The sequence below is a fragment of the Streptomyces tritici genome (assembly GCF_048500665.1).
GTDB lineage: Bacteria > Actinomycetota > Actinomycetes > Streptomycetales > Streptomycetaceae > Streptomyces > Streptomyces tritici.
Map to the genome: position 1 here is coordinate 2159459 of NZ_CP183183.1, position 19718 is coordinate 2179176.

General features: G+C 71.8%; 11 protein-coding genes. 1 reads left to right on the forward strand and 10 read right to left on the reverse strand.

Annotated features, from left to right (window positions below):
• Positions 1 to 71: 71 nt before the first annotated feature.
• The 9 genes from ACNJ93_RS10075 to ACNJ93_RS10115 all read right to left on the reverse strand — a co-directional run bounded on the left by ACNJ93_RS10075 (position 72) and on the right by ACNJ93_RS10115 (position 15939).
• Positions 72 to 1355, reverse strand: a complete 1284-nt coding sequence (locus ACNJ93_RS10075; RefSeq protein ID WP_418957030.1) for a nucleotide sugar dehydrogenase — start codon at positions 1353 to 1355, stop codon at positions 72 to 74.
• Positions 1352 to 2935 carry a glycosyltransferase family 2 protein gene (locus ACNJ93_RS10080; RefSeq protein WP_418961360.1) on the reverse strand — a complete coding sequence of 528 codons (1584 nt, stop codon included), beginning with the start codon at positions 2933 to 2935 and terminating at the stop codon, positions 1352 to 1354. The genes ACNJ93_RS10075 and ACNJ93_RS10080 overlap by 4 nt, the downstream gene beginning before the upstream one ends.
• 44 nt (positions 2936 to 2979) lie before the next feature.
• Positions 2980 to 4566, reverse strand: a complete 1587-nt coding sequence (locus tag ACNJ93_RS10085) for a glycosyltransferase family 4 protein (RefSeq protein WP_418957031.1) — start codon at positions 4564 to 4566, stop codon at positions 2980 to 2982.
• Between the two features lie 20 nt (positions 4567 to 4586).
• Complete coding sequence (locus tag ACNJ93_RS10090) at positions 4587 to 7175, reverse strand: glycosyltransferase family 4 protein (protein ID WP_418957032.1); 2589 nt, start codon at positions 7173 to 7175, stop codon at positions 4587 to 4589.
• A 99-nt stretch (positions 7176 to 7274) separates the two neighbouring features.
• Complete coding sequence (locus ACNJ93_RS10095; RefSeq protein WP_418957033.1) at positions 7275 to 8291, reverse strand: Gfo/Idh/MocA family protein; 1017 nt, start codon at positions 8289 to 8291, stop codon at positions 7275 to 7277.
• Complete coding sequence (locus ACNJ93_RS10100) at positions 8288 to 9406, reverse strand: DegT/DnrJ/EryC1/StrS family aminotransferase (RefSeq protein WP_418957034.1); 1119 nt, start codon at positions 9404 to 9406, stop codon at positions 8288 to 8290. The genes ACNJ93_RS10095 and ACNJ93_RS10100 overlap by 4 nt, the downstream gene beginning before the upstream one ends.
• A gap of 418 nt (positions 9407 to 9824) precedes the next feature.
• Complete coding sequence (locus ACNJ93_RS10105) at positions 9825 to 13631, reverse strand: Rne/Rng family ribonuclease (protein WP_418957035.1); 3807 nt, start codon at positions 13629 to 13631, stop codon at positions 9825 to 9827.
• 234 nt (positions 13632 to 13865) lie between these two features.
• Positions 13866 to 14645, reverse strand: coding sequence for a TIGR03936 family radical SAM-associated protein (locus ACNJ93_RS10110; protein WP_418957036.1), 780 nt, complete (start codon positions 14643 to 14645; stop codon positions 13866 to 13868).
• Positions 14646 to 14772: 127 nt separating this feature from the next.
• Positions 14773 to 15939, reverse strand: coding sequence for a hypothetical protein (locus tag ACNJ93_RS10115; RefSeq protein WP_418957037.1), 1167 nt, complete (start codon positions 15937 to 15939; stop codon positions 14773 to 14775).
• Between the two features lie 186 nt (positions 15940 to 16125).
• Here ACNJ93_RS10115 and ACNJ93_RS10120 point away from each other — a divergent pair, with 186 nt between their 5' ends.
• Complete coding sequence (locus ACNJ93_RS10120; RefSeq protein ID WP_418957038.1) at positions 16126 to 17787, forward strand: recombinase family protein; 1662 nt, start codon at positions 16126 to 16128, stop codon at positions 17785 to 17787.
• Here ACNJ93_RS10120 and ACNJ93_RS10125 read toward each other — a convergent pair.
• Positions 17777 to 19705, reverse strand: coding sequence for a TIGR03960 family B12-binding radical SAM protein (locus ACNJ93_RS10125; RefSeq protein WP_418957039.1), 1929 nt, complete (start codon positions 19703 to 19705; stop codon positions 17777 to 17779). The genes ACNJ93_RS10120 and ACNJ93_RS10125 overlap by 11 nt on opposite strands.
• Positions 19706 to 19718 lie beyond the last annotated feature (13 nt).

The window sequence follows — 19718 nt, forward strand, 5'->3', positions numbered from 1 at the left end:
CGCGGGCGTACGAAGGGGCCCCGCCCCCGGCCGTGAGCCGGGGAGCGGGGCCCCTGTGCGTTCGGTGCGCGTCAGCCGCCGATGACGACGCGGCGCACGCCCTCCCAGTTGGCCGGGTCGGTGGTGCGACGGCCGTCGACCAGGACGGTGACGTCCGGCAGGTCCTTGGCGGCCAGGGTGCGGTACTCGGCGTGGTCGGCCTGCAGGATCGCGGCCGTGACCGTCTCGCCGCGGTGGGCCGGCAGCTTGTGCGCCTCCAGCTCCTCGGCGGTGTACATCGGGTCGGACACGAACGGGACCGCGCCGCGGGCCTTGAGGGCCTCCACGGTGCCGTACACGCCGGAGAACGCGGTCTCCTTCACGCCGCCGCGGTAGGCGGCGCCGAGCACGAGCACGTGCACACCGGTCAGGTCGCCGTACGCGGCCGCCAGCAGGTCCACCGCGTACTCGGGCATCGCGGCGTTGGCCTCGCGGGCCGAGCGCACGACGGTCGCCTCCGGGTCGTTCCACAGGTACATCCGCGGGTAGATCGGGATGCAGTGGCCGCCGACGGCGATGCCCGGCTGGTGGATGTGGCTGTACGGCTGCGAGTTGCAGGCCTCGATGACCTTCTTGACGTCGATGCCGTTCTTGTCGGCGAACTTGGCGAACTGGTTCGCCAGGCCGATGTTGACGTCGCGGTACGTGGTCTCGGCCAGCTTCGCCAGCTCGGAGGCCTCGGCGGTGCCCAGGTCCCACACGCCGTTCGGCTGCGGCAGGTCGTCGCGCTCGTCGAAGTCGAGGACCTGCTCGTAGAACTCGACACCGGCCTTCGTGGAGGCCGCGTCGATGCCGCCGACCAGCTTCGGGTAGCGGCGCAGGTCCGCGAAGACGCGGCCGGTGAGGACGCGCTCCGGCGAGAACACCAGGTGGAAGTCCTCGCCGGCCTTCAGGCCGGAGCCCTGCTCCAGCATCGGCGCCCAGCGGGTGCGGGTGGTGCCGACCGGCAGGGTGGTCTCGTACGAGACCAGGGTGCCCGGCTTCAGGCCCTTGGCGATCTCGCGGGTCGCGGCGTCCATCCAGCCGAAGTCCGGCACGCCCTCGGCGTCCACGAACAGCGGGACGACGACCACGACGGCGTCCGACTGCGCGACGGCCGCGGCGGTGTCGGTGGTCGCGGAGAGCAGGCCGGCGCCCACGGTCTCCTTGAGGAGACGGTCGAGGTCGAACTCGCCCGGGAAGGGCTCGGTGCCGGCGTTGACCAGCTCGACGACCTTCTCGTTGACGTCCGCGCCGATGACCTGGTGGCCCTTGGCGGCGAACTGGACGGCGAGCGGCAGGCCGATCTTGCCGAGCGCGACTACACAGATTTTCATCGGGTCAGTTTCCTCTTCACACGGGACATCGTCTGGCGCAGTCGCTTGCCCACGCCGAGCGCCGGCTCCCAGAGCGGGGCCGTGGTGATCACGAGCCGGCCCTTGGAGTTCGCGGTGGCCGAGACACGGTACGGGACGGTGTCCCGCCAGCGCCGCGCCAGCGGCAGGGGACGGCCCTTGGTCCGTACCGGGATCTCGTACGTCGAGCCTGCCACATCCAGATAGGCGCGTACGCCGAGGGTGGCACGCTTCACCTGGAGCGGGAACCGGGCGTGCAGCACCGTCCCCAGACCGTCCTCGGTGGGCTCGCTGCGCTGCTCACCGCCCGGGGCGGCCGGCTCGGTGCCCACCGGGAGGCGGCGGCCGCCGGGCTTGTCGGCGCTCTTCGGCATCGCCTTGTCGGCGAGCCGCAGCACCGCCGTACCGGTGTGTCCGGCGACCGGGACGCGCACGGCGAGCCGTACGGCCAGGTCCTGGCCGTCCTGGTCCCACTCGGCGGACACCAGGCCGGTGCCGGTGGACAGGTGCTGGGGGACGGCCTCGCCGATCACCTCGAAGAGGCGGTCGGGCAGGCCGAGCTCGGGGTCGCGGAAGCCGGGGTAGCGGACGTAGGCGCGCTCGTCCTCCAGGAGCAGCGGCCAGCCCTCGCCCTCGGTGTCGCCCTTGATGGCCTCCACCAGCCGGTCGACGGCCCCGGCCTGCGCGAGCCCGATCCGGACGCGGCGCTGCACGTCCATGGAGTCGCGCAGCGGCTCGGTGAAGTACTCGTCGGCGAGCTTGGCGATGCCGGCGCAGACCTCGATCTGGGTGGGCCGGTCCACGGACGGGAAGTCGTCCTGGATCAGCTTGGCCAGCTCCCAGGTGAAGTGGCGCTTGAAGACCCAGTCGCGCTTGGGGCCGGGCTCGATCAGCTCGGCCGCGTACGCCATGATCCGCTCGACGCAGTGCAGCCGGGCCAGGTGGTTCGCCCGGTAGGTGATGTTGCTGGCGTCGCCGCGCTTGACCGCGTAGTAGCAGGTGTAGTCGGCCACCACGGAGATCTTGCGGGCCTTGACGCAGGCCTCGATGGTGAACGGCTGGTCGCTGCCGACCGGCATGTCCTCGGGGAACCTGAGGCCCAGCTTCTCGATCAGCTCGCGCCGGAACAGCTTGGTGTTGGCCAGGGTGAACGGCAGGGCGGAGTCGTACAGGCTCACGTCCGGGTCGTTCTTCTTGTACAGCGCCTGGTGCACGTAGCGGCCGTTGGTGCCGACCATCTTGCCGACGACGACGTCCGACCCGTTCTCGTCGGCGCACTTCACCAGCCGCTTGAGCGCGTCCTTGCCGAGGTAGTCGTCCGAGCCTATGAAGTACACGTAGCGGCCGGTGGCCAGCTCCAGGGCCCGGTTGCTGGGCGCGGCGGGGCCGCCGGAGTTGGCCTGGTGGACGACCTTGACCGTGTCCGGGTACTTCGCGGCGAAGCGGTCCAGCTCCTTGCCGCTGTCGTCGGTGGAGCCGTCGTCGACGGCGACGATCTCCAGGCGGTCGCGTCCGATGCTCTGGCCGAGGAGCGAGTTCAGGCACTCGGTCAGGTACGGCATCGTGTTGTAGACGGCGACGACGACCGTGACGTCGGGGACGGTCGTCACATTCTGCCCCTCTCGGCGGCACCCGGCACCAGACGGGTGTACAGCCGGTCGAGGACCTCGGCCTGCGCCTCCCACGTCCAGGTGTCGAGCAGCCCCGGCTTGTCGTAGGCGGCCTTGTACTTCTCCGGGTCGGCGAGCACGGTCTTGATCGCGCGCACCAGGTCGTCGACGTCCTCGGCCCGGCAGACCTCGCCCTGGCCGGTGGACCGGGTGACCTCGGACATCGTCTTCACGTCGCTGACGACCAGCGGCAGCCGGGCGTGCGAGTACTCGAAGAACTTCGTGATCAGCGCGATCTCGTGGTTCGGCCAGTGGTGGATCGGGATGCAGCCGACGTTCGCGGCGGACAGGAAGCGCACCACCTGGTAGTGCGGCACGTACGGCACGGCGTGCAGCCGGTCGCCGACGCCGAGCTCCGCGGCGCGCTTGAGCAGCCCCTGGATGTAGCCGGCGGCCGGGGCGGGCACGACGAACGCCATGTGCACGCCGTCCAGCTTCGGCAGCGCCTCCACCATGTCGCCGAGACCGCGCTGCGGGCCGGGCGAACCGCTGTAGACGACCAGCGGCACGTCGGGGCCGATGCCGCACAGGGCGCGCAGGTCCGGGACGGGCTCGGCGTCCTCCAGGGCCGGGTCGGTCTCCACCGGGCGGTCCGGGGCGTTGAGCACGACGGTCGGCTGCTCCTTGAGGCCGTGGCGCTCGCGCAGCAGGTCGCCGAGGCCCTCGGAGACGGTGACGACGGCGTCGGCGTACGGGGCGAACTCGCTCTCGTGCGCGGTGTTGCCGGGGATCCAGTGGGCGTTGTCCTCCCACGGGCGGACGCCGGGCAGGTACTCGTGGGCGTCCCAGACCAGCTTGACGGTGCGGCCCTGGGCGCGGGCACGGACCGCGGCGCGGGCGCCGACGCCCAGCATCCGGAAGTCGTTGGCGTGGATCAGGTCGGGCTTCAGGGCGTCGATCTCGGGGCCGTACGTCAGCTCGTAGTCCCAGAGCACCGGCTCCAGGCGGCGCCAGGCGCGCTTGCCCTTGACGGTCTTCCAGGTGGCGGTGAACGCGCGGTCGACCGGGCCGCGCAGCGCCTTGCCGGCCTTCTGCGCCTGCCGGGTCTGGCGGGCACGGAAGCCGACCCACTTCTGCATGAACTTCGACACCGGTCCGGCGATCACCAGCCGGGCCTGCTCGCTCTTGCGGAACAGCGGCGAGCCGACGGCCTCGGGGACGACCTTCAGCGCCGCGCGGCGGGTGGCGACGTCGGCGCGCCAGGCCTTGACCCACTGCTGCCGGTAGGCGGACATGGGGCCCGGCGGGTACGCGAACGGGCGGCGCAGCAGCGAGCGGTGCCGCTCGGCGTGGCGCTTGGCCAGCGGGGTCTTCAGCGGAAGCAGCTTGACCTCGGCGTCGCCGAGCTTCCAGGTGCGCCCGTTGCCGGAGCGCACCAGGCCGAGCAGGGTGACGTCCCAGCCGGCCGCGGCCGCGGACTCCGCGGCCTTCTGCACGCGCGAGTCGCCCTCGACCTTGTTGTCGACCAGCATGACGACGCGTCCCTTCGGGGGACGGGGCGCGCCGGCATTCTGCGATTCCATGAACAGCCTTTCTTGACCGATCACTTGAGGAAGCCGCTCAGGACCTGGGCGGTCCAGGTTCCGTCGTGGTAAGTGTGCGCGAACTCGACCGACGCGCGGCCGATGCGGGCCGCGGCCTCGCGGTCGTCGAGCAGCGACTGGACGACCTCGCGCAGGGTGTCGGGGGTCGCGTTGACGATGGGCAGCGCGCCCTCGGTGACCGCCTTGACCTCGTCGCTGATGTAGCCGACGACGGGGCGGCCGGCCGCCATCGCCTCGACGGCGAAGGTGCCGTAGCTGCCGGTGGTGAACTGGTCGAGCACGAGGTCGCAGCTCTGCACCAGCTCCCGCATCTCGGCCCACGGGATGCCCTCGGCGAGCTTGAACTCGATGAGGCCCTGGTCGTGCAGCTCGGTGAGGACCGGCATGATCCGGTCGGTGCCCTTGGTCCAGCGCTTGGACGGGGCGTGCAGCACGACGGGGCGCTCGCGCTCCATGACCGGGTGCTCGCTGGCCCAGGACTTCACGTCGACGACGAGCGGCGCCCACTTCGCGGTGGGCAGGTCGTCGAGCAGGTCCGGGGTGGTGACGAACAGCGGCAGACCGGCCTCGTCGGCGATCTTCTTGTTGAGCTCGGCCTTGGCCTGGAGCTTCTCCACGATGCCCTCGGGGGCGTCGTGGAACAGCGACCAGGTGTGCCGCTTCATGTGCTCGCCGGGGTGCCGGATGTCGCTGCCGTGGGCGATCAGGCCGACCTTGATCTTCGCCTGCTTGAGCGCGTCCAGGTCACCGGCGACGGTCGCGCCGTTGAGGTAGCCGAAGACCGGCAGGAACGCGTCCACGAGCATGTGCGTGTAGCGGCCGACGACCCGCTCGACCTGCTGGAACTGGACCTCCAGCTCGCGCAGCCGGGTGGCGTCGACGTACACGTCGGCCGGGTAGTCGAAGGACTCCGGCCGCTTGTACATCACGACCTCGACGGAGACGTCGGGGTTGAGCCGCGTGATGGCCTGCGCGTACGCGGCGCCCTGGCCGGCGTAGTTGGCCGGGCCGAGGCCGAGCTTGATCTTCGTGTTGCCGAGCTTCTTCCAGACCGGCTGCCCGTCGGCGGTGGTGATCTCCACCTCGCGGACCGCGCCGGGCGTCTCCTGGACGGTCCAGGACACCTCGGGGCGCGGGCCGGGCGGGGTCTTGCCGGAAAGCTCGCGGTACAGCTGGAGCAGCTTGCCGCTCTGGGCCTCCCAGGACAGGTCCGTGAGGACGTCCTCGGTGATCGCCTCGGCGAGCTTGTCGCGGTTCTTCATGGCGCGGTCCGCGGCGGCGGCGAAGGTCTTGGGGTCGTCCCAGGTCCACACCTCGCCGAGGCCGTGCTCCTCGACGTACGCCTTGATGACCTTGACGTCGCTGGTGACCAGCGGCAGCCGGGCCTGGAGGTACTCGGAGACCTTCGTGGGAAGGGAGACCTCGCAGTTGGGGACCTTCTTGAAGGGCGTGAGGCCCAGGTCCGCGGAGGACAGGTAGTCGGCGACCTCGTGCTGCGGCACGTACGGCACGAGGTGGACGCGGTCGCGCACACCGAGCGCCTCGGCCTGGGCGAGCAGCTCCTCCAGGAGCGGCGTCGTGCGGCCGACGACCAGCGCCAGGTGGAAGTCGGGCAGTTCGGGCAGTCCGTCGATGACCGCGTCGACGCCGCGCTCACGGCCGATCCAGCCGGAGTACACCATCAGCGGGACCTCGGGGCCCAGACCGCAGGCCTTGCGCACCGAACTGCTGGACTTGCCGCCGCCGATGACCTCGCGGACCGGCGAATTGCCCACGACCAGCGGCAGCTTGGGCAGCTTGTGGTCGTTCTTCAGCAGCTCGGCCATCTGCGTGGAGACGGTGACGACCGCGTCGGCGCGGCCGATGAACTCGGCCTCCATCGCCGGAAGGGCGTACGCCTGCCGCTTGTTGGGCCACTCGACGCCCTTGATGTACTCGTGCGCGTCGTACAGCCAGGCGCACTTGTGCCCGGCGGCCTTCAGCCGCGCCGCGCTGCGGGCGGCCGTGACGATCATCGTGGCGTCGTTGGCGTGGATGACGTCCGGCTTGAGCTTCTCGATCACCGGGCCGAAGGCCAGGTCGAGGTCGACGACCTGCGGCCAGTCGCGGCGCCAGTCGCGCACCGGCGCCGGGTCCTTCGGCTTGCGCCGCTGCTCCCACTTGAACGCCCGCACCCGGAAGCGGTGCACGGCCCGGCGGGCGCGCAGCAGCGCCTTCAGCGAGGTACGGCGCGGTCCGCCGGCCCAGGCGGACTCGGCGGACTTCTGCCGCACCCAGGCGCGGTAGGCCGCGCTGTAGCGATTCAGCGCGGCCTGGTCCTGGAGGTGGAACTGGGTGGCGGCGGCGCGCACCGGATGGGGCTTGCGCGCGTTCACCGCCCGGAGGTAGTCGGAGCCCACGGGCACCCGGATCACATCGATCGGACCCATCTTGGAGTGCTGGACACGCCGGGTGTCGCTCCTGCCGATCAGGGTCACGTCCCAGCCGTCGCGCGCGGCGGCGACGGCGGTCTTCTGTACCCGCGAGTCGCCGGTGATTCCGTTGGCGACGATCACCGCGAGCCGCGGCCGGCGGGCGTGGGATTCCATGAGCTACTTCCTCCGGGAAGACTTACGTTCGGCGTCCCCGGCCTCCGCACACGGGAGACCGGGGACCGGCGGGCAGCGGCTACCCGCCGCCGAGGTGGGTCAGGCAGCTCCACCCGCGTTGTCGTCCAGACGGACAGTAGTCCGGTCGGCAGCGGACTGCAGAACCGCCGCGGCGACCTCCACCGTACGCAGCCCCTGGCGCAGGGTGCAGATGTCCGCGTCCTTGCCGAGGATCGCGTCGCGGAACAGCTCGTGCTCGACGAGCAGCGGCTCGCGCTTCGGGATGGCGTAGCGGACCATGTCGCCCTCGGACACGCCGCGGAAGGCCTGCAGCGCCTCCCACTCCGTCGCCACCGCGGCGTTGGAGTAGAAGGTGAGGTCGGCGGTGAGGGTGTCGGCGATGAAGCAGCCGCGCTCGCCGGTGACCGAGGTGAACCGCTCCTTCAGCGGGCTCAGCCAGTTGACGAGGTGGTTGACCATGGTGCCGTCGGAGAGCTGGCCGACGGCGGAGACCATGTCCTCGTGCGGGCGGCCGGACTTCGACACCGTGTGGGCGGCGATCGAGGTGTACGACTGACCGGTCACCCAGGCGGTGAGGTCGATGTCGTGGGTGGCGAGGTCCTTGACCACGCCGACGTCCGCGATGCGGTGCGGGAACGGGCCCTGGCGGCGGGTGACGACCTGGTAGACGTCGCCGAGCTCACCGGCCTCCAGCTTCTGCCGCAGCGAGATCAGCGCCGGGTTGCAGCGCTCGATGTGGCCGACGCCGGCGACCAGGCCGCGGGTCTCGAACGCCTCGACCAGGCGGCGGGCGCCCTCGACGGTGTCGGCGACGGGCTTCTCGATGAGCGCGCCCACGCCGGCCTCGGCCAGCTTCAGGCCGACTTCCTCGTGCAGGGCGGTCGGGCAGGCGACGACGGCGTAGTCGACGCCGAGCGCGATGAGCTCCTCGACGGTCGACAGGACCGGGGCGCCCTGCGCCCAGCCGTTCTTGTCGCCCATCGGGTCGACGACACCGACGAGCTGGACGCCGTCGAGCCCGGCCAGTACGCGGGCGTGGTGGCGTCCCATGGAGCCGAGGCCGATCAGGCCGGCTCGCAGTGCAGCGGCAGTCACAGGTTCTCTCCCAGCGCGTTCACGGCGGCGACGATGCGCTCGAGGTCGTTCTCGGACAGGGACGGGTGGACCGGCAGCGAGACGACCTCGGCGGCGGCCTTCTCGGTCTGCGGGAGGTCCCAGGTGCGGCCGGCCTTCTGGTCCGGCTCCCAGTACGGCTTCAGGCGGTGGATCGGCGTCGGGTAGTAGACCGCGTTGCCGACGCCCGCCTCGGTGAGCCGGGCCATCGCGGCGTCGCGGTCGCCCTTCACCCGGATCGTGTACTGGTGGTAGATGTGCCGCGCGCCCTCGGCGACGATCGGCGTGACCACGTTCTCCGCGGTGATGTGCTGCGAGAGGTACGCGGCGTTGGCGATGCGCTGCTCGGTCCAGCCGTTCAGCTTGCCGAGCTGGACGCGGCCGATGGCGGCGTTCACGTCGGTCATGCGCATGTTGGCGCCGACGATCTCGTTCGCGTACCGCTGCTCCATGCCCTGGTTGCGCAGCAGGCGCAGGGTGCGGGCGATCTCGGCGTCGGCCGTGGAGATCATGCCGCCCTCGAGGGAGTGCATGTTCTTCGTCGGGTAGAAGCTGAAGGTGCCGCCGGTGCCGAAGGCGCCGACCGGCGTGCCGTTCAGGGCGGCCGCGTGCGCCTGGCAGGCGTCCTCGACGACGGCCAGCTTGTGCTTGTCCGCGATCGCCATGATCTTGTCCATGGCGGCCGGGTTGCCGTAGATGTGCACCGGCATGATCGCGGCGGTGCGCGGGGTGATCGCGGCCTCGACGGCGGCCGGGTCGATGTTGAAGCTGTCGGCCTCGATGTCGACGAAGACGACGTCCGCGCCGACCAGGCGGACCGCGTTCGCCGAAGCGGCGAACGAGAAGGACGGGACGATCACCTCGTCGCCCGGGCCGATGCCCATGGCCATCAGAAGGAGATGCAGCGCGGAGGTACCGGAGTTGACGGCGACGCAGTGTCGTCCCTCGACGAGCTCCGAGAACTCCTCCTCGAAGGCGGCCACCTCCGGGCCCTGTACGACGCGGCCGGTGCGCAGTACGCGGACCGCGGCCTCGATCTCCTCTTCACCGATGACCGGGCGGGCAGCGGGAATGGGCTGCTCGTTGATGCTCGCCATGGACGTCCTCCTTGAACACCGCAAGAGCTCTACGTGGCAGAGGTCTGGGGTGCGGCGGGCGTCTCGCGAGGCCGCGCGTACCCCTCCGGCGCGATGCCGACGCCCTACCGAGGAATGCTGGGACCGAGTCTGTCCCCGATCCGGGTCGGTCACCGACCGTAGTCCCTTGCGGAGGCCCGAGTCGGCGGCGACCGGGCGTCACATTATCAGGAATTTCCTAGTCAATTTCTGGGCCGTTTACGTGGCCAGGCATCAATTCTGAAACAAAGTCCCGGGCCGGTCGGACGCCCCCCTCACGACCACACAGGGTGTTCAGCTCGCGGCCACACAACGTTCGACCGAACAACAGCGGGGAGTGACGACCGTCACCCGACGGACGCCACTCCCCTGCGCTGCGGACCCGGTCGGTCCGGCCCTGCTACTGCTCGGCCGCGGCGGTCTTCTTGGCCGCCGTCTTCGTGGCCTTCTTCGCCGTGGTCTTCTTGGCCGCGGTCTTCTTCGCCGCCGTCTTCTTGACGGCGGCCTTCTTCGCCGTGGCCTTCTTGGCGGTCTTGCGCGCGGTCTTCTTCGCCGGCGCGCCCTCCGCCTCGGTGGCCTCGGTCCCGACCTCGGCCTCCGGCGCCCCGGCCGTGTCCGGCTCGGGCTCCGGGCGCTCCGCCTGCGGCTCCGGCGTGGCGGTCACCACCACGACGGCGGCCTCCTCCGCACCGGCCGGCGCGCCGGCGGGCGCGGTGGCCTTGCGGACGACCCGGCGGCGGGCCCGCGGCGGGGCGGCCACGGGGGCCTCCTCGACGGGAGCCTCCTCGGCCGGGGCCTCGACGGGCGCCTCGGCGACGACCCGCGCGGGCTCGACGACCTCGACGGCCGGCTCGGCCACGACCGGCGCCGGACGGGACACCTCACGGACCACCCGGCGACGGCGACGGCCACGGCCACCGGCCGCGGCGGCCTCCGCCTCGGCCGCGGAGCCGTACAGCTCCTCGTCCGCGGCGATCGGCTCGTCGACGGCCACCGGGGCGGCGAGCTCCGCCGCGACCTCGGCCTCGGTCTCCGCCTCGGCCGTCTCCGGCTCGACCGCCTCGACGTGCTCGTGCTCGTGGACGTGCTCGGCGCCGCCGCGGGCGCGCTTCTTCGCCCGCTTGCCGCCGCCACCGCCGCCGGGGGCGGTCGGCTGCTCCATGTGCACGATGACGCCGCGGCCGTTGCAGTGGACGCAGGTCTCGGAGAAGGACTCCAGCAGACCCTGGCCGACCCGCTTGCGGGTCATCTGCACCAGGCCCAGCGAGGTGACCTCGGCCACCTGGTGCTTGGTCCGGTCCCGGCCCAGGCACTCGAGGAGGCGGCGCAGCACCAGGTCGCGGTTGGACTCCAGGACCATGTCGATGAAGTCGATGACGACGATGCCGCCCAGGTCGCGCAGCCGCAGCTGGCGCACGATCTCCTCGGCCGCCTCCAGGTTGTTCCGGGTGACGGTCTCCTCGAGGTTGCCGCCCTGACCGGTGAACTTGCCGGTGTTGACGTCGATGACGACCATCGCCTCGGTCTTGTCGATCACCAGCGAACCGCCCGACGGCAGCCAGACCTTGCGGTCCAGCGCCTTCATCAGCTGCTCGTCGATCCGGTACGTGGCGAAGACGTCGACCTCGCTGGTCCACTTCGACAGCCGGTCGACCAGGTCGGGCGCGACGTGGCCGACGTAGCCGTGGATGGTCTCCCACGCGTCGTCGCCGCTGACGATGACCTTGGAGAAGTCCTCGTTGAAGATGTCGCGGACGACCCGGACGGTCATGTCCGGCTCACCGTAGAGAAGGGTCGGGGCGTTGCCGCTCTTCGCCTTCTTCTGGATGTCCTCCCACTGCGCCTGCAGACGCTCGACGTCACGGCGCAGCTCGTCCTCGCTCGCGCCCTCGGCGGCGGTGCGCACGATGACGCCCGCGTCCTCGGGGACGATCTTCTTGAGGATGGTCTTCAGACGCGCGCGCTCGGTGTCGGGGAGCTTGCGGCTGATGCCGGTCATCGAGCCCTCGGGCACGTACACGAGGTAGCGGCCCGGCAGGGAGACCTGGCTGGTCAGACGCGCGCCCTTGTGGCCGATCGGGTCCTTCGTCACCTGGACGAGGACGGACTGGCCGGACTTCAGCGCGGTCTCGATGCGGCGCGGCCCGTTGGCCATGCCGAGCGCCTCGAAGTTGACCTCGCCGGCGTACAGGACCGCGTTGCGGCCCTTGCCGATGTCGACGAAGGCGGCCTCCATCGACGGCAGCACGTTCTGGACCTTGCCCAGGTAGACGTTGCCGACGTACGAGGTGGCCTGCTCCTTGTTGACGTAGTGCTCGACGAGCACGTTGTCCTCGAGGACGCCGATCTGGGTGCGCTCGCCGTTCTGGCGGACGACCATCACGCGCTCGACGGCCTCGCGGCGGGCCAGGAACTCGGCCTCGGTGATGATCGGCACCCGGCGGCGGCCCTGCTCGCGGCCCTCGCGGCGGCGCTGCTTCTTCGCCTCCAGACGGGTCGAGCCCTTGATGGACTGCACCTCGTCGGACGGCTCCGCCTTCGGACGGGGCTCGCGGACCTTGACGACGGTGCGGACACCGTCCTCCTCGGCGGGCTCGGCCTCGCCGGCGGCCTCGCCGCTGCGGCGGCGACGACGGCGACGGCGGCGCGAGCTGCTGCTGCCGGAGGCGGCGAAGCCCTCGCCCTCCTCGGACTCCTCCTCGTCGCCCTCCTCGGGCTCCTCCTCGGACTCCTCGGCGCCGGCCTCGACGCCGGTCTCCTCGGTCTCGTCGGCCTCGGCGTCCCCGCCGCGGCGACGGCGACGGCCGCCCCGGCGACGGCGGCGGGAGGGACGCTCCTCGTACTCGTCCGTCTCCTCGGCTTCGGCCTCGGCGGTCTCGGGCTCCTCGGTCTCGACCTCGGGCTCGTCGGCGACGGTGCTCGGCACCGGCTCGACGGCGACGGGCTCGCCGCGGCGGCGACGGCGACGGCGGCCGGTCTCGCGCTCGGCGTACTCGACGGGCTCGACGGCCTCGGCCGTCTCCTCGTCCTCGTCCTGCTCCGCGGCGGCGGCAGCGGCCGCGGCGGCCGCGGTCTCCGGCGTCTGGAACATCGGCTCGGTGAAGACCGGCGGCTGGAACACGGCGACGGCGGGGCGGGCGGCACGGCGGCCGCGCGCGGGCTTCTCCTCCTCGGGCTCCTCGGCCTTCTCGGCCGGGGCGGGCGCCGGGGTGGAGGTGAACTGCGGAGCGGTCACCCGGCGGCGGGTACGGCCACGGGTGGCGGCCTTCTCCGCGGCGGCCACCTCGGGGGCGGCCGGGGCCTCGGGGGCGATCTGCTCCACGACGTCCTGCGGCAGGCTCTCGCCGGCGGTCTCCTCCTCGGCGACGGCCGGGGAGGCCACCGGGGCGGTCGCCTTACGGGTGGCACGACGGCGGCCGCGGGCCGGCGGAGCGGCCTCCACGACCGGCTCCTCCACCGCCTCCACAGCCTCGACCGGCTCCTCGACGGCGGCGGCCGGAGCCACCACGACCTCCTCGGCCGCGGCCGGGGACGTCACCGGAGCGGTCGCCTTACGCGTGGCACGACGGCGGCCACGGGCCGGCGGAGCGGCCTCCACGACCGGCTCCTCCACCGCCTCCACAGCCTCGACCGGCTCCTCGACGGCGGCGGCCGGAGCCACCACGACCTCCTCGGCCGCGGCCGGGGACGTCACCGGAGCGGTCGCCTTACGGGTCGCGCGGCGGCGCGGACGCGCCGGAGCGGCCTCGGCCGCGGGGGCCTCCTCGACGGGGGCCGGGGTCTCCTCGACGACCGGCTCGGCGGCGGGCGCGGCGGCCTCGGCGGCGGGCGCGGTCGCCTTGCGGGTGGCGCGGCGCCGGGTCCGGGCCGGCGGCGCCGGCTCCTCGGCGGCGGGCTCCTCGGCGACGACGGGCTCCTCGGCGACGACGGCCGGGGTCTCCATCACGGCCTCGTCGGCCGGGGCCGGGGACGTCACGGGAGCGGTGGCCTTACGGGTCGCGCGGCGGCGCGGACGCGCCGGCGCGGCCTCGGCCGCGGGGGTCTCCTCGGCGGCGGGCGCGGCCGGCTCGACGGCCGGGGCGGCCGTCTCGGCGGCGGCCGTCTCCGCGGCGACCGGCGGGCCCGCGGGACGGGAAGCGGCGCGGCGCCTGCGGCGCGGCGGCAGCTTGTCTCCGGGGGCGTTGTTGTCTTCGGTGGGCTCGAGCATGCGGGCGGTTCTCCCGTCACGCTCCCGGGCGCCGCGCCTTGTTCCGGTCCGGCGGCACATCGCGGGTCTGCCGCGGTGCCGCCGCCCGGGGCGCGGGCGCCGCACGGGAGCTTGAGTGTCTGGCTCGCCGGTTCCGTACGCCCCATGCGTACGGCCTGGCGAAAGTCTCCTGGTCAGTGCGCGGCCCGACCCAGGTGGCTCCCGAGTTCCAGGGCTGCGCTACGACGACCGTCCCTACGCGGAACCGGTACCCGGCGCCGTCGCCGGGGCGGTCGCGGCGGCCGTGGGTGGAGCGGCCGTGACTGCCTCGCGGTCGGGCGCGAGCGGGTCGGTCACCGTGCCGGACTCCTCGTCGAAGAGCCCCTGCGCCAGCCTGGTCACCGCTGCGGGGACCGGCGGCGCCAGGTCGGCCACAGCTCGGAGACCGGACAGGACGTCGTCGGGTCGCACGGCAGGTGTCACGTGCCGAACAACCAGCCGCAGTATCGCACAGGGCCCCTGCACCGGCCTATCAGCCGGGGCCGGAGCCGCGGTGAGGTCCGCGACGGCGGAACGGGCGTCGAAGGTGCGCAGGCCGTTCTTCGTCTTGCGCTGCACCTCGACCGTCTCGGCGGCGAGGAAGGCCGCGACGGCCTTCTCCGCCTCCTCGACGGTCACGCCGTCGAGCCGCAGCTCCCACACGGAGGCGGTGAGCCGGTCGGCGAGGCCCGAGGTCCGGGCCTCGACGGCGTCGGTGATGTCGAGGCCGGCCGGGAGCGACTCGTCGAGCAGGGCCCGGAGGGTCTCCGGGTCGCGCTGCTCGGTGAGCGCGATCTCCAGGTACTCGGCCTCGGACCCCGTACCCGTCGGGGCGGCGTTGGCGTACGACACCTTGGGGTGCGGGGTGAAGCCGGCCGAGTACGCCATGGGCACCTCGGCGCGGCGCAGCGCACGCTCGAACGCACGCTGGAAGTCACGGTGGCTGGTGAACCGGAGGCGGCCGCGCTTGGTGTAGCGCAGTCGGATGCGCTGCACCGCAGGTGCGGGCGGCGGGCCTTCGGGCTGTCGCTTGCCCAGTGGTTCTTCTCCTCGGTGCGGGGCGGGCGCGGTGGCGCGCCGCCCACGAAATTCGGGTGAGTCCCTGGGGGGTCCGCGCCCGGACTCACCCCCGCTTGCGCAGGGAGATCTCGGGGGCGGGCGCCACGCCGGGGACGGCAGTTGTACTACCCAGAGTACGCGCACGGCTCACCGGGGGTTCCGCGACCTCGGCCGCCCGGGCCCCGCCGACCAGGGCGCGCCACGCGTCGCGGCGGGCCTCCCGCACCGTGTCGCGGGCGGAGGCGAGCGCGGCGCGGGCGGCGCGGCCGGCCTCCACGGCGGCGGCGCGGGCCGGGGCCCAGACGCTGTCGCGGATCCAGTGCCCCACGGGCCGGGCGACGGACGTGCAGAACCAGGCGACGGGCCGGCCGACGAGGTTCCGGGCGAGCCACTTCAGCGCCCGGCCGACGGCGCGCGAGACGTACCCGGCGATCCGCCAGCAGACGGTGAGCGCGTCGGCCAGCTCCCGCCCGAGCGGCGCGAGGACCCGCCGGTACAGCCAGGACAGCGGGACGACGAGCCCGTACCGCCCCACGGGCACGAGCACGTACCGCCACAGGCCGACCCACGGCCACACGAACAACGCCTTGCCCAGCCACCCGGCGGCGACGGCCAGCGCCCGCCCGGCCGGCGCGAGCACGTTCCGGTACACCCAGACGGCCGGGACGGCGATCCCGTACGTCACCACGGGCACGACGACGTACGTCCACAGCGCGGCCGCCGGGGTGAGGACCAGCAGCGCGAAGAGGAAGGCCAGGCCGGTGCCGAGGCGGGTGAGCACGTTCCGGTACAGCCAGACGGCCGGGACGGCGATCCCGTACCGGGCGACCGGCACGACCACGTACCGCCACAGGCCCACCCACGGCCACACGAACACCGCCCTGAGCAGCCATCCCAGCACCCGCCCGAGGTGTCCGAGCGTCCACTCGACCACCTGGGTGACGCCGCTGAAGAACCAGGCCAGGGCGTGTCCGACGGGCGTGAGCACCTGCCGGTACAGCCAGCCGGCCGGAATCCCCACGGTGTACCGGAAGAACCACGCCAGCGCCCGCCCGGCCGGCCGCAGCACCGTCCGCTCCAGGAACCGCCCCACGACGACGAGCACGTCCCACACCATGCGCAGCGGCACCACGACCACCAGCACCACGATCCGCACCGGGATCCGGACGAACGCCGTCAGACACCCTTCGGGCTCGTGACCGGCCCCGGACTGCGGCTTCTCCATGCTCATGCCTGAGATGACGCAACGGCCCGGCCCGGGGTTCTCACCCCGGACCGGGCCGTCACCCGGATACGCGCTACTCCCCCTGACCCTTGGGCCGCGCGTTCCGCCCCATTGAGCCAGGCCAAACCTGTGATATGGGTTTTTTCTTGAAAAACGAGATACATCCACATCTGGTGACTACGCTCCGCCCCCATGGCGAAGTACGACGCCAGGCGCACGTGGACCGCTTGCGACCTGGCTGTTCTGGACGAGTTGAAGCAGGCGGAGGCCCATCTCCCCGAGGACGCGCCCCGCGCACTTCTTTCCGTCCGCCTGTCCGTGCTGACGAAGGAGACGACGTCGCCGGTGCGGCAGGAGCTCGACCTGCGCCTCCTCGCGAGAGAACGGGGCTACCGCGTGGTGGGGGTCGCCTCCGACTTCAACGTGTCGGCGACGAAGGTTCCGCCCTGGAGACGGAAAGAGCTCGGGGAGTGGCTCAACAACCGTGCCCCGGAGTTCGACGTTCTCCTCTTCTGGAAGCTCGACCGCCTCATCCGACGCACGACGGACCTGTCCGCGATGATCGAGTGGTGTGATCGATACGGGAAGAACCTCGTGTCGAAGCACGACGAGATCGACCTCAGCACCCCCGCAGGCCGGGCTGTAGTGACGATCATCGGCCGTATCGCCGAGATCGAAGCGGCCAACACCTCTACCCGGGTCAGGTCCCTTTGGGACCACTCAAGGACGCGGGAGGCGTGGGTCGTCGGCAAGCCGGTGTACGGCTACACCACCACGAAGGCGGACGGTTCGACGGCGCTGGCCGTCGAACCGAACGCCCGCAAGGCCCTGCACTGGGCTCGGAGCATGGCGCTCAGGAATGTGTCCGCCCGACGCATGTCCCTCTGCCTCGTCAGGTCCGGGCTCATGTCGCCCGGTCTCACCACGTCGACCCTCCTCCGGCGGCTTCGCAATCCGGCGCTGATGGGGTATCGCGTCGAGGAGGAGAAGCACGGCGGGAGGCGACGGAGCAGAGTCGTCCTCCGCAAGGACGGAGCGCCCGTGCGCGTCGCTCCTCCGATCTTCACCGAGGAGGAGTTCGAGACGCTCCAGGCGGCACTCGACCGCCGGTCCAAGAGTCAGCCCACGCGGCGGAGCGGTGGAGCGACGCAGTTCCTGGGGGTGCTGGTCTGCGCCGACTGCTCGACCCACATGACTGTGCAGAGGACGACGAGCAACGGCCGGAGTTACGCCTACCTCCGTTGTGGAAAGTGCCGAGGCGGCGGGCGCGGCGCCCCCGACCCGCAGTCCGTCTTCGACGACCTGGCGGAGAAGGTGCTCCAAGCTCTCGGCGACATCCCCGTACAGGTGCGGGATTACGCGCCGGGCGCCGAGGCGCGCGGCGAAGGGGCACGGCTCGAAGCCTCCATCGCCGCGTACAGGACAGGGCTCGAACCCGGCGGCGGTCCCCACTCCGGGTCACGGTTCGCTCGCGAGCGGGCGAGGAGGGCCCTCGACGACCTCACGGGCGAGCTGAATGCCATCGCGCCGGAAACCACGCAGGACCGGTGGGTCCTCTTCCACGACGGCAAGACCTTCCGGGAACGGTGGGAGGCCGGCGGGAGCGAGGCCATGGCCGAAGATCTGCGCCGTGCTGGTGTCACGTGCGAGGTGAGGCGCACGAAGATCAAAGGGGTGAGGGCTCCGTCCCTGCACCTGAGCCTGAGGATCCCCGACGAGGTACGTGACCGTCTGGTTGTCAGAGGCGACGCCTTCGACGCCGGACTGAGGCAGCACGGTGGTGTCCGGCACGCCGAGAGGCGTCGGGACGGTCGTGTCCGGACGCCTCTCGTCGATTGCTCGCCTACTTCTTGACCGTCAGCGGCAGCAGCTTCTTGCCCGTCGGGCCGACCTGGATCTCGGTCTGCATGGCGGGGCACACGCCGCAGTCGAAGCACGGGGTCCAGCGGCAGTCCTCGACCTCGGTCTCGTCGAGGGCGTCCTGCCAGTCCTCCCAGAGCCAGTCCTTGTCGAGGCCGGAGTCCAGGTGGTCCCAGGGCAGGACCTCCTCGTAGCCGCGCTCGCGGGTGGTGTACCAGTCGACGTCGACGCCGTGGGCGGGCAGGGTCTTGGCGGCGCACTCCATCCAGCGGTCGTAGCTGAAGTGCTCGCGCCAGCCGTCGAAGCGGCCGCCGTCCTCGTAGACCGCGCGGATGACGTCGCCGACGCGGCGGTCGCCGCGGGAGAGCAGGCCCTCGACGATGCCGGGCTTGCCGTCGTGGTAGCGGAAGCCGATGGAGCGGCCGTACTTCTTGTCGCCGCGGATCTTGTCGCGGAGCTTCTCCAGGCGGGCGTCGGTCTCCTCGGCGGAGAGCTGCGGGGCCCACTGGAACGGGGTGTGCGGCTTGGGCACGAAGCCGCCGATGGACACGGTGCAGCGGATGTCGTTGGACTTCGACACCTCGCGGCCCTTGGCGATCACGTTCATCGCCATGTCCGCGATCTGCAGCACGTCCTCGTCGGTCTCCGTCGGCAGACCGCACATGAAGTACAGCTTCACCTGGCGCCAGCCGTTGCCGTAGGCCGTGGCGACGGTACGGATGAGGTCCTCTTCCGAGACCATCTTGTTGATGACCTTGCGCATGCGCTCGGAGCCGCCCTCGGGGGCGAAGGTCAGACCGGAGCGGCGGCCGTTGCGCGTGAGCTCGTTCGCCAGGTCGACGTTGAAGGCGTCGACGCGGGTGGACGGGAGCGAGAGGCCGATCTTGTCGTCCTCGTAGCGGTCCGCCAGGCCCTTCGCGATGTCGCCGATCTCGGAGTGGTCGGCGGAGGAGAGGGAGAGGAGGCCGACCTCCTCGAAGCCCGTGGCCTTGAGACCCTTCTCGACCATCTCGCCGATGCCGGTGATGCTTCGCTCCCGCACGGGGCGCGTGATCATGCCGGCCTGGCAGAAGCGGCAGCCGCGGGTGCAGCCGCGGAAGATCTCGACGGACATCCGCTCGTGGACGGTCTCGGCGAGCGGGACCAGCGGCTGCTTCGGGTAGGGCCACTCGTCGAGGTCCATGACGGTGTGCTTGGACACGCGCCACGGCACGCCGGAGCGGTTGGGGACGACGCGGCCGATGCGGCCGTCCGGGAGGTACTCGACGTCGTAGAACGCCGGGATGTACACGCTGCCGGTCTTGGCGAGGCGGAGCAGGACCTCCTCGCGGCCGCCGGGGCAGCCCTCGGCCTTCCACTGGCGGATGATCTCGGTCATGTCGAGCACGGCCTGCTCGCCGTCCCCGATGATCGCCGCGTCGATGAAGTCCGCGATCGGCTCGGGGTTGAAGGCCGCGTGGCCGCCCGCGAGGACGATCGGGTGGTCGATCGTGCGGTCCTTGGACTCCAGCGGGATGCCCGCGAGGTCCAGGGCCGTGAGCATGTTGGTGTAGCCGAGCTCGGTGGAGAAGCTCAGGCCGAAGACGTCGAACGCGCCGACGGGGCGGTGCGAGTCGACCGTGAACTGCGGGACGCCGTGCTCGCGCATCAGCTCCTCGAGGTCCGGCCACACGCTGTAGGTGCGCTCGGCGAGGACGCCCTCGCGCTCGTTCAGTACCTCGTAGAGGATCATGACGCCCTGGTTGGGCAGGCCGACCTCGTACGCGTCCGGGTACATCAGAGCCCAGCGGACGTCGGCGGACTCCCACGGCTTGACCGTGGAGTTCAGCTCTCCACCGACGTACTGAATCGGCTTCTGCACGTGCGGGAGCAGAGCTTCGAGCTGCGGGAAGACAGACTCGGCAGCAGACATCTCGAACCTTCGT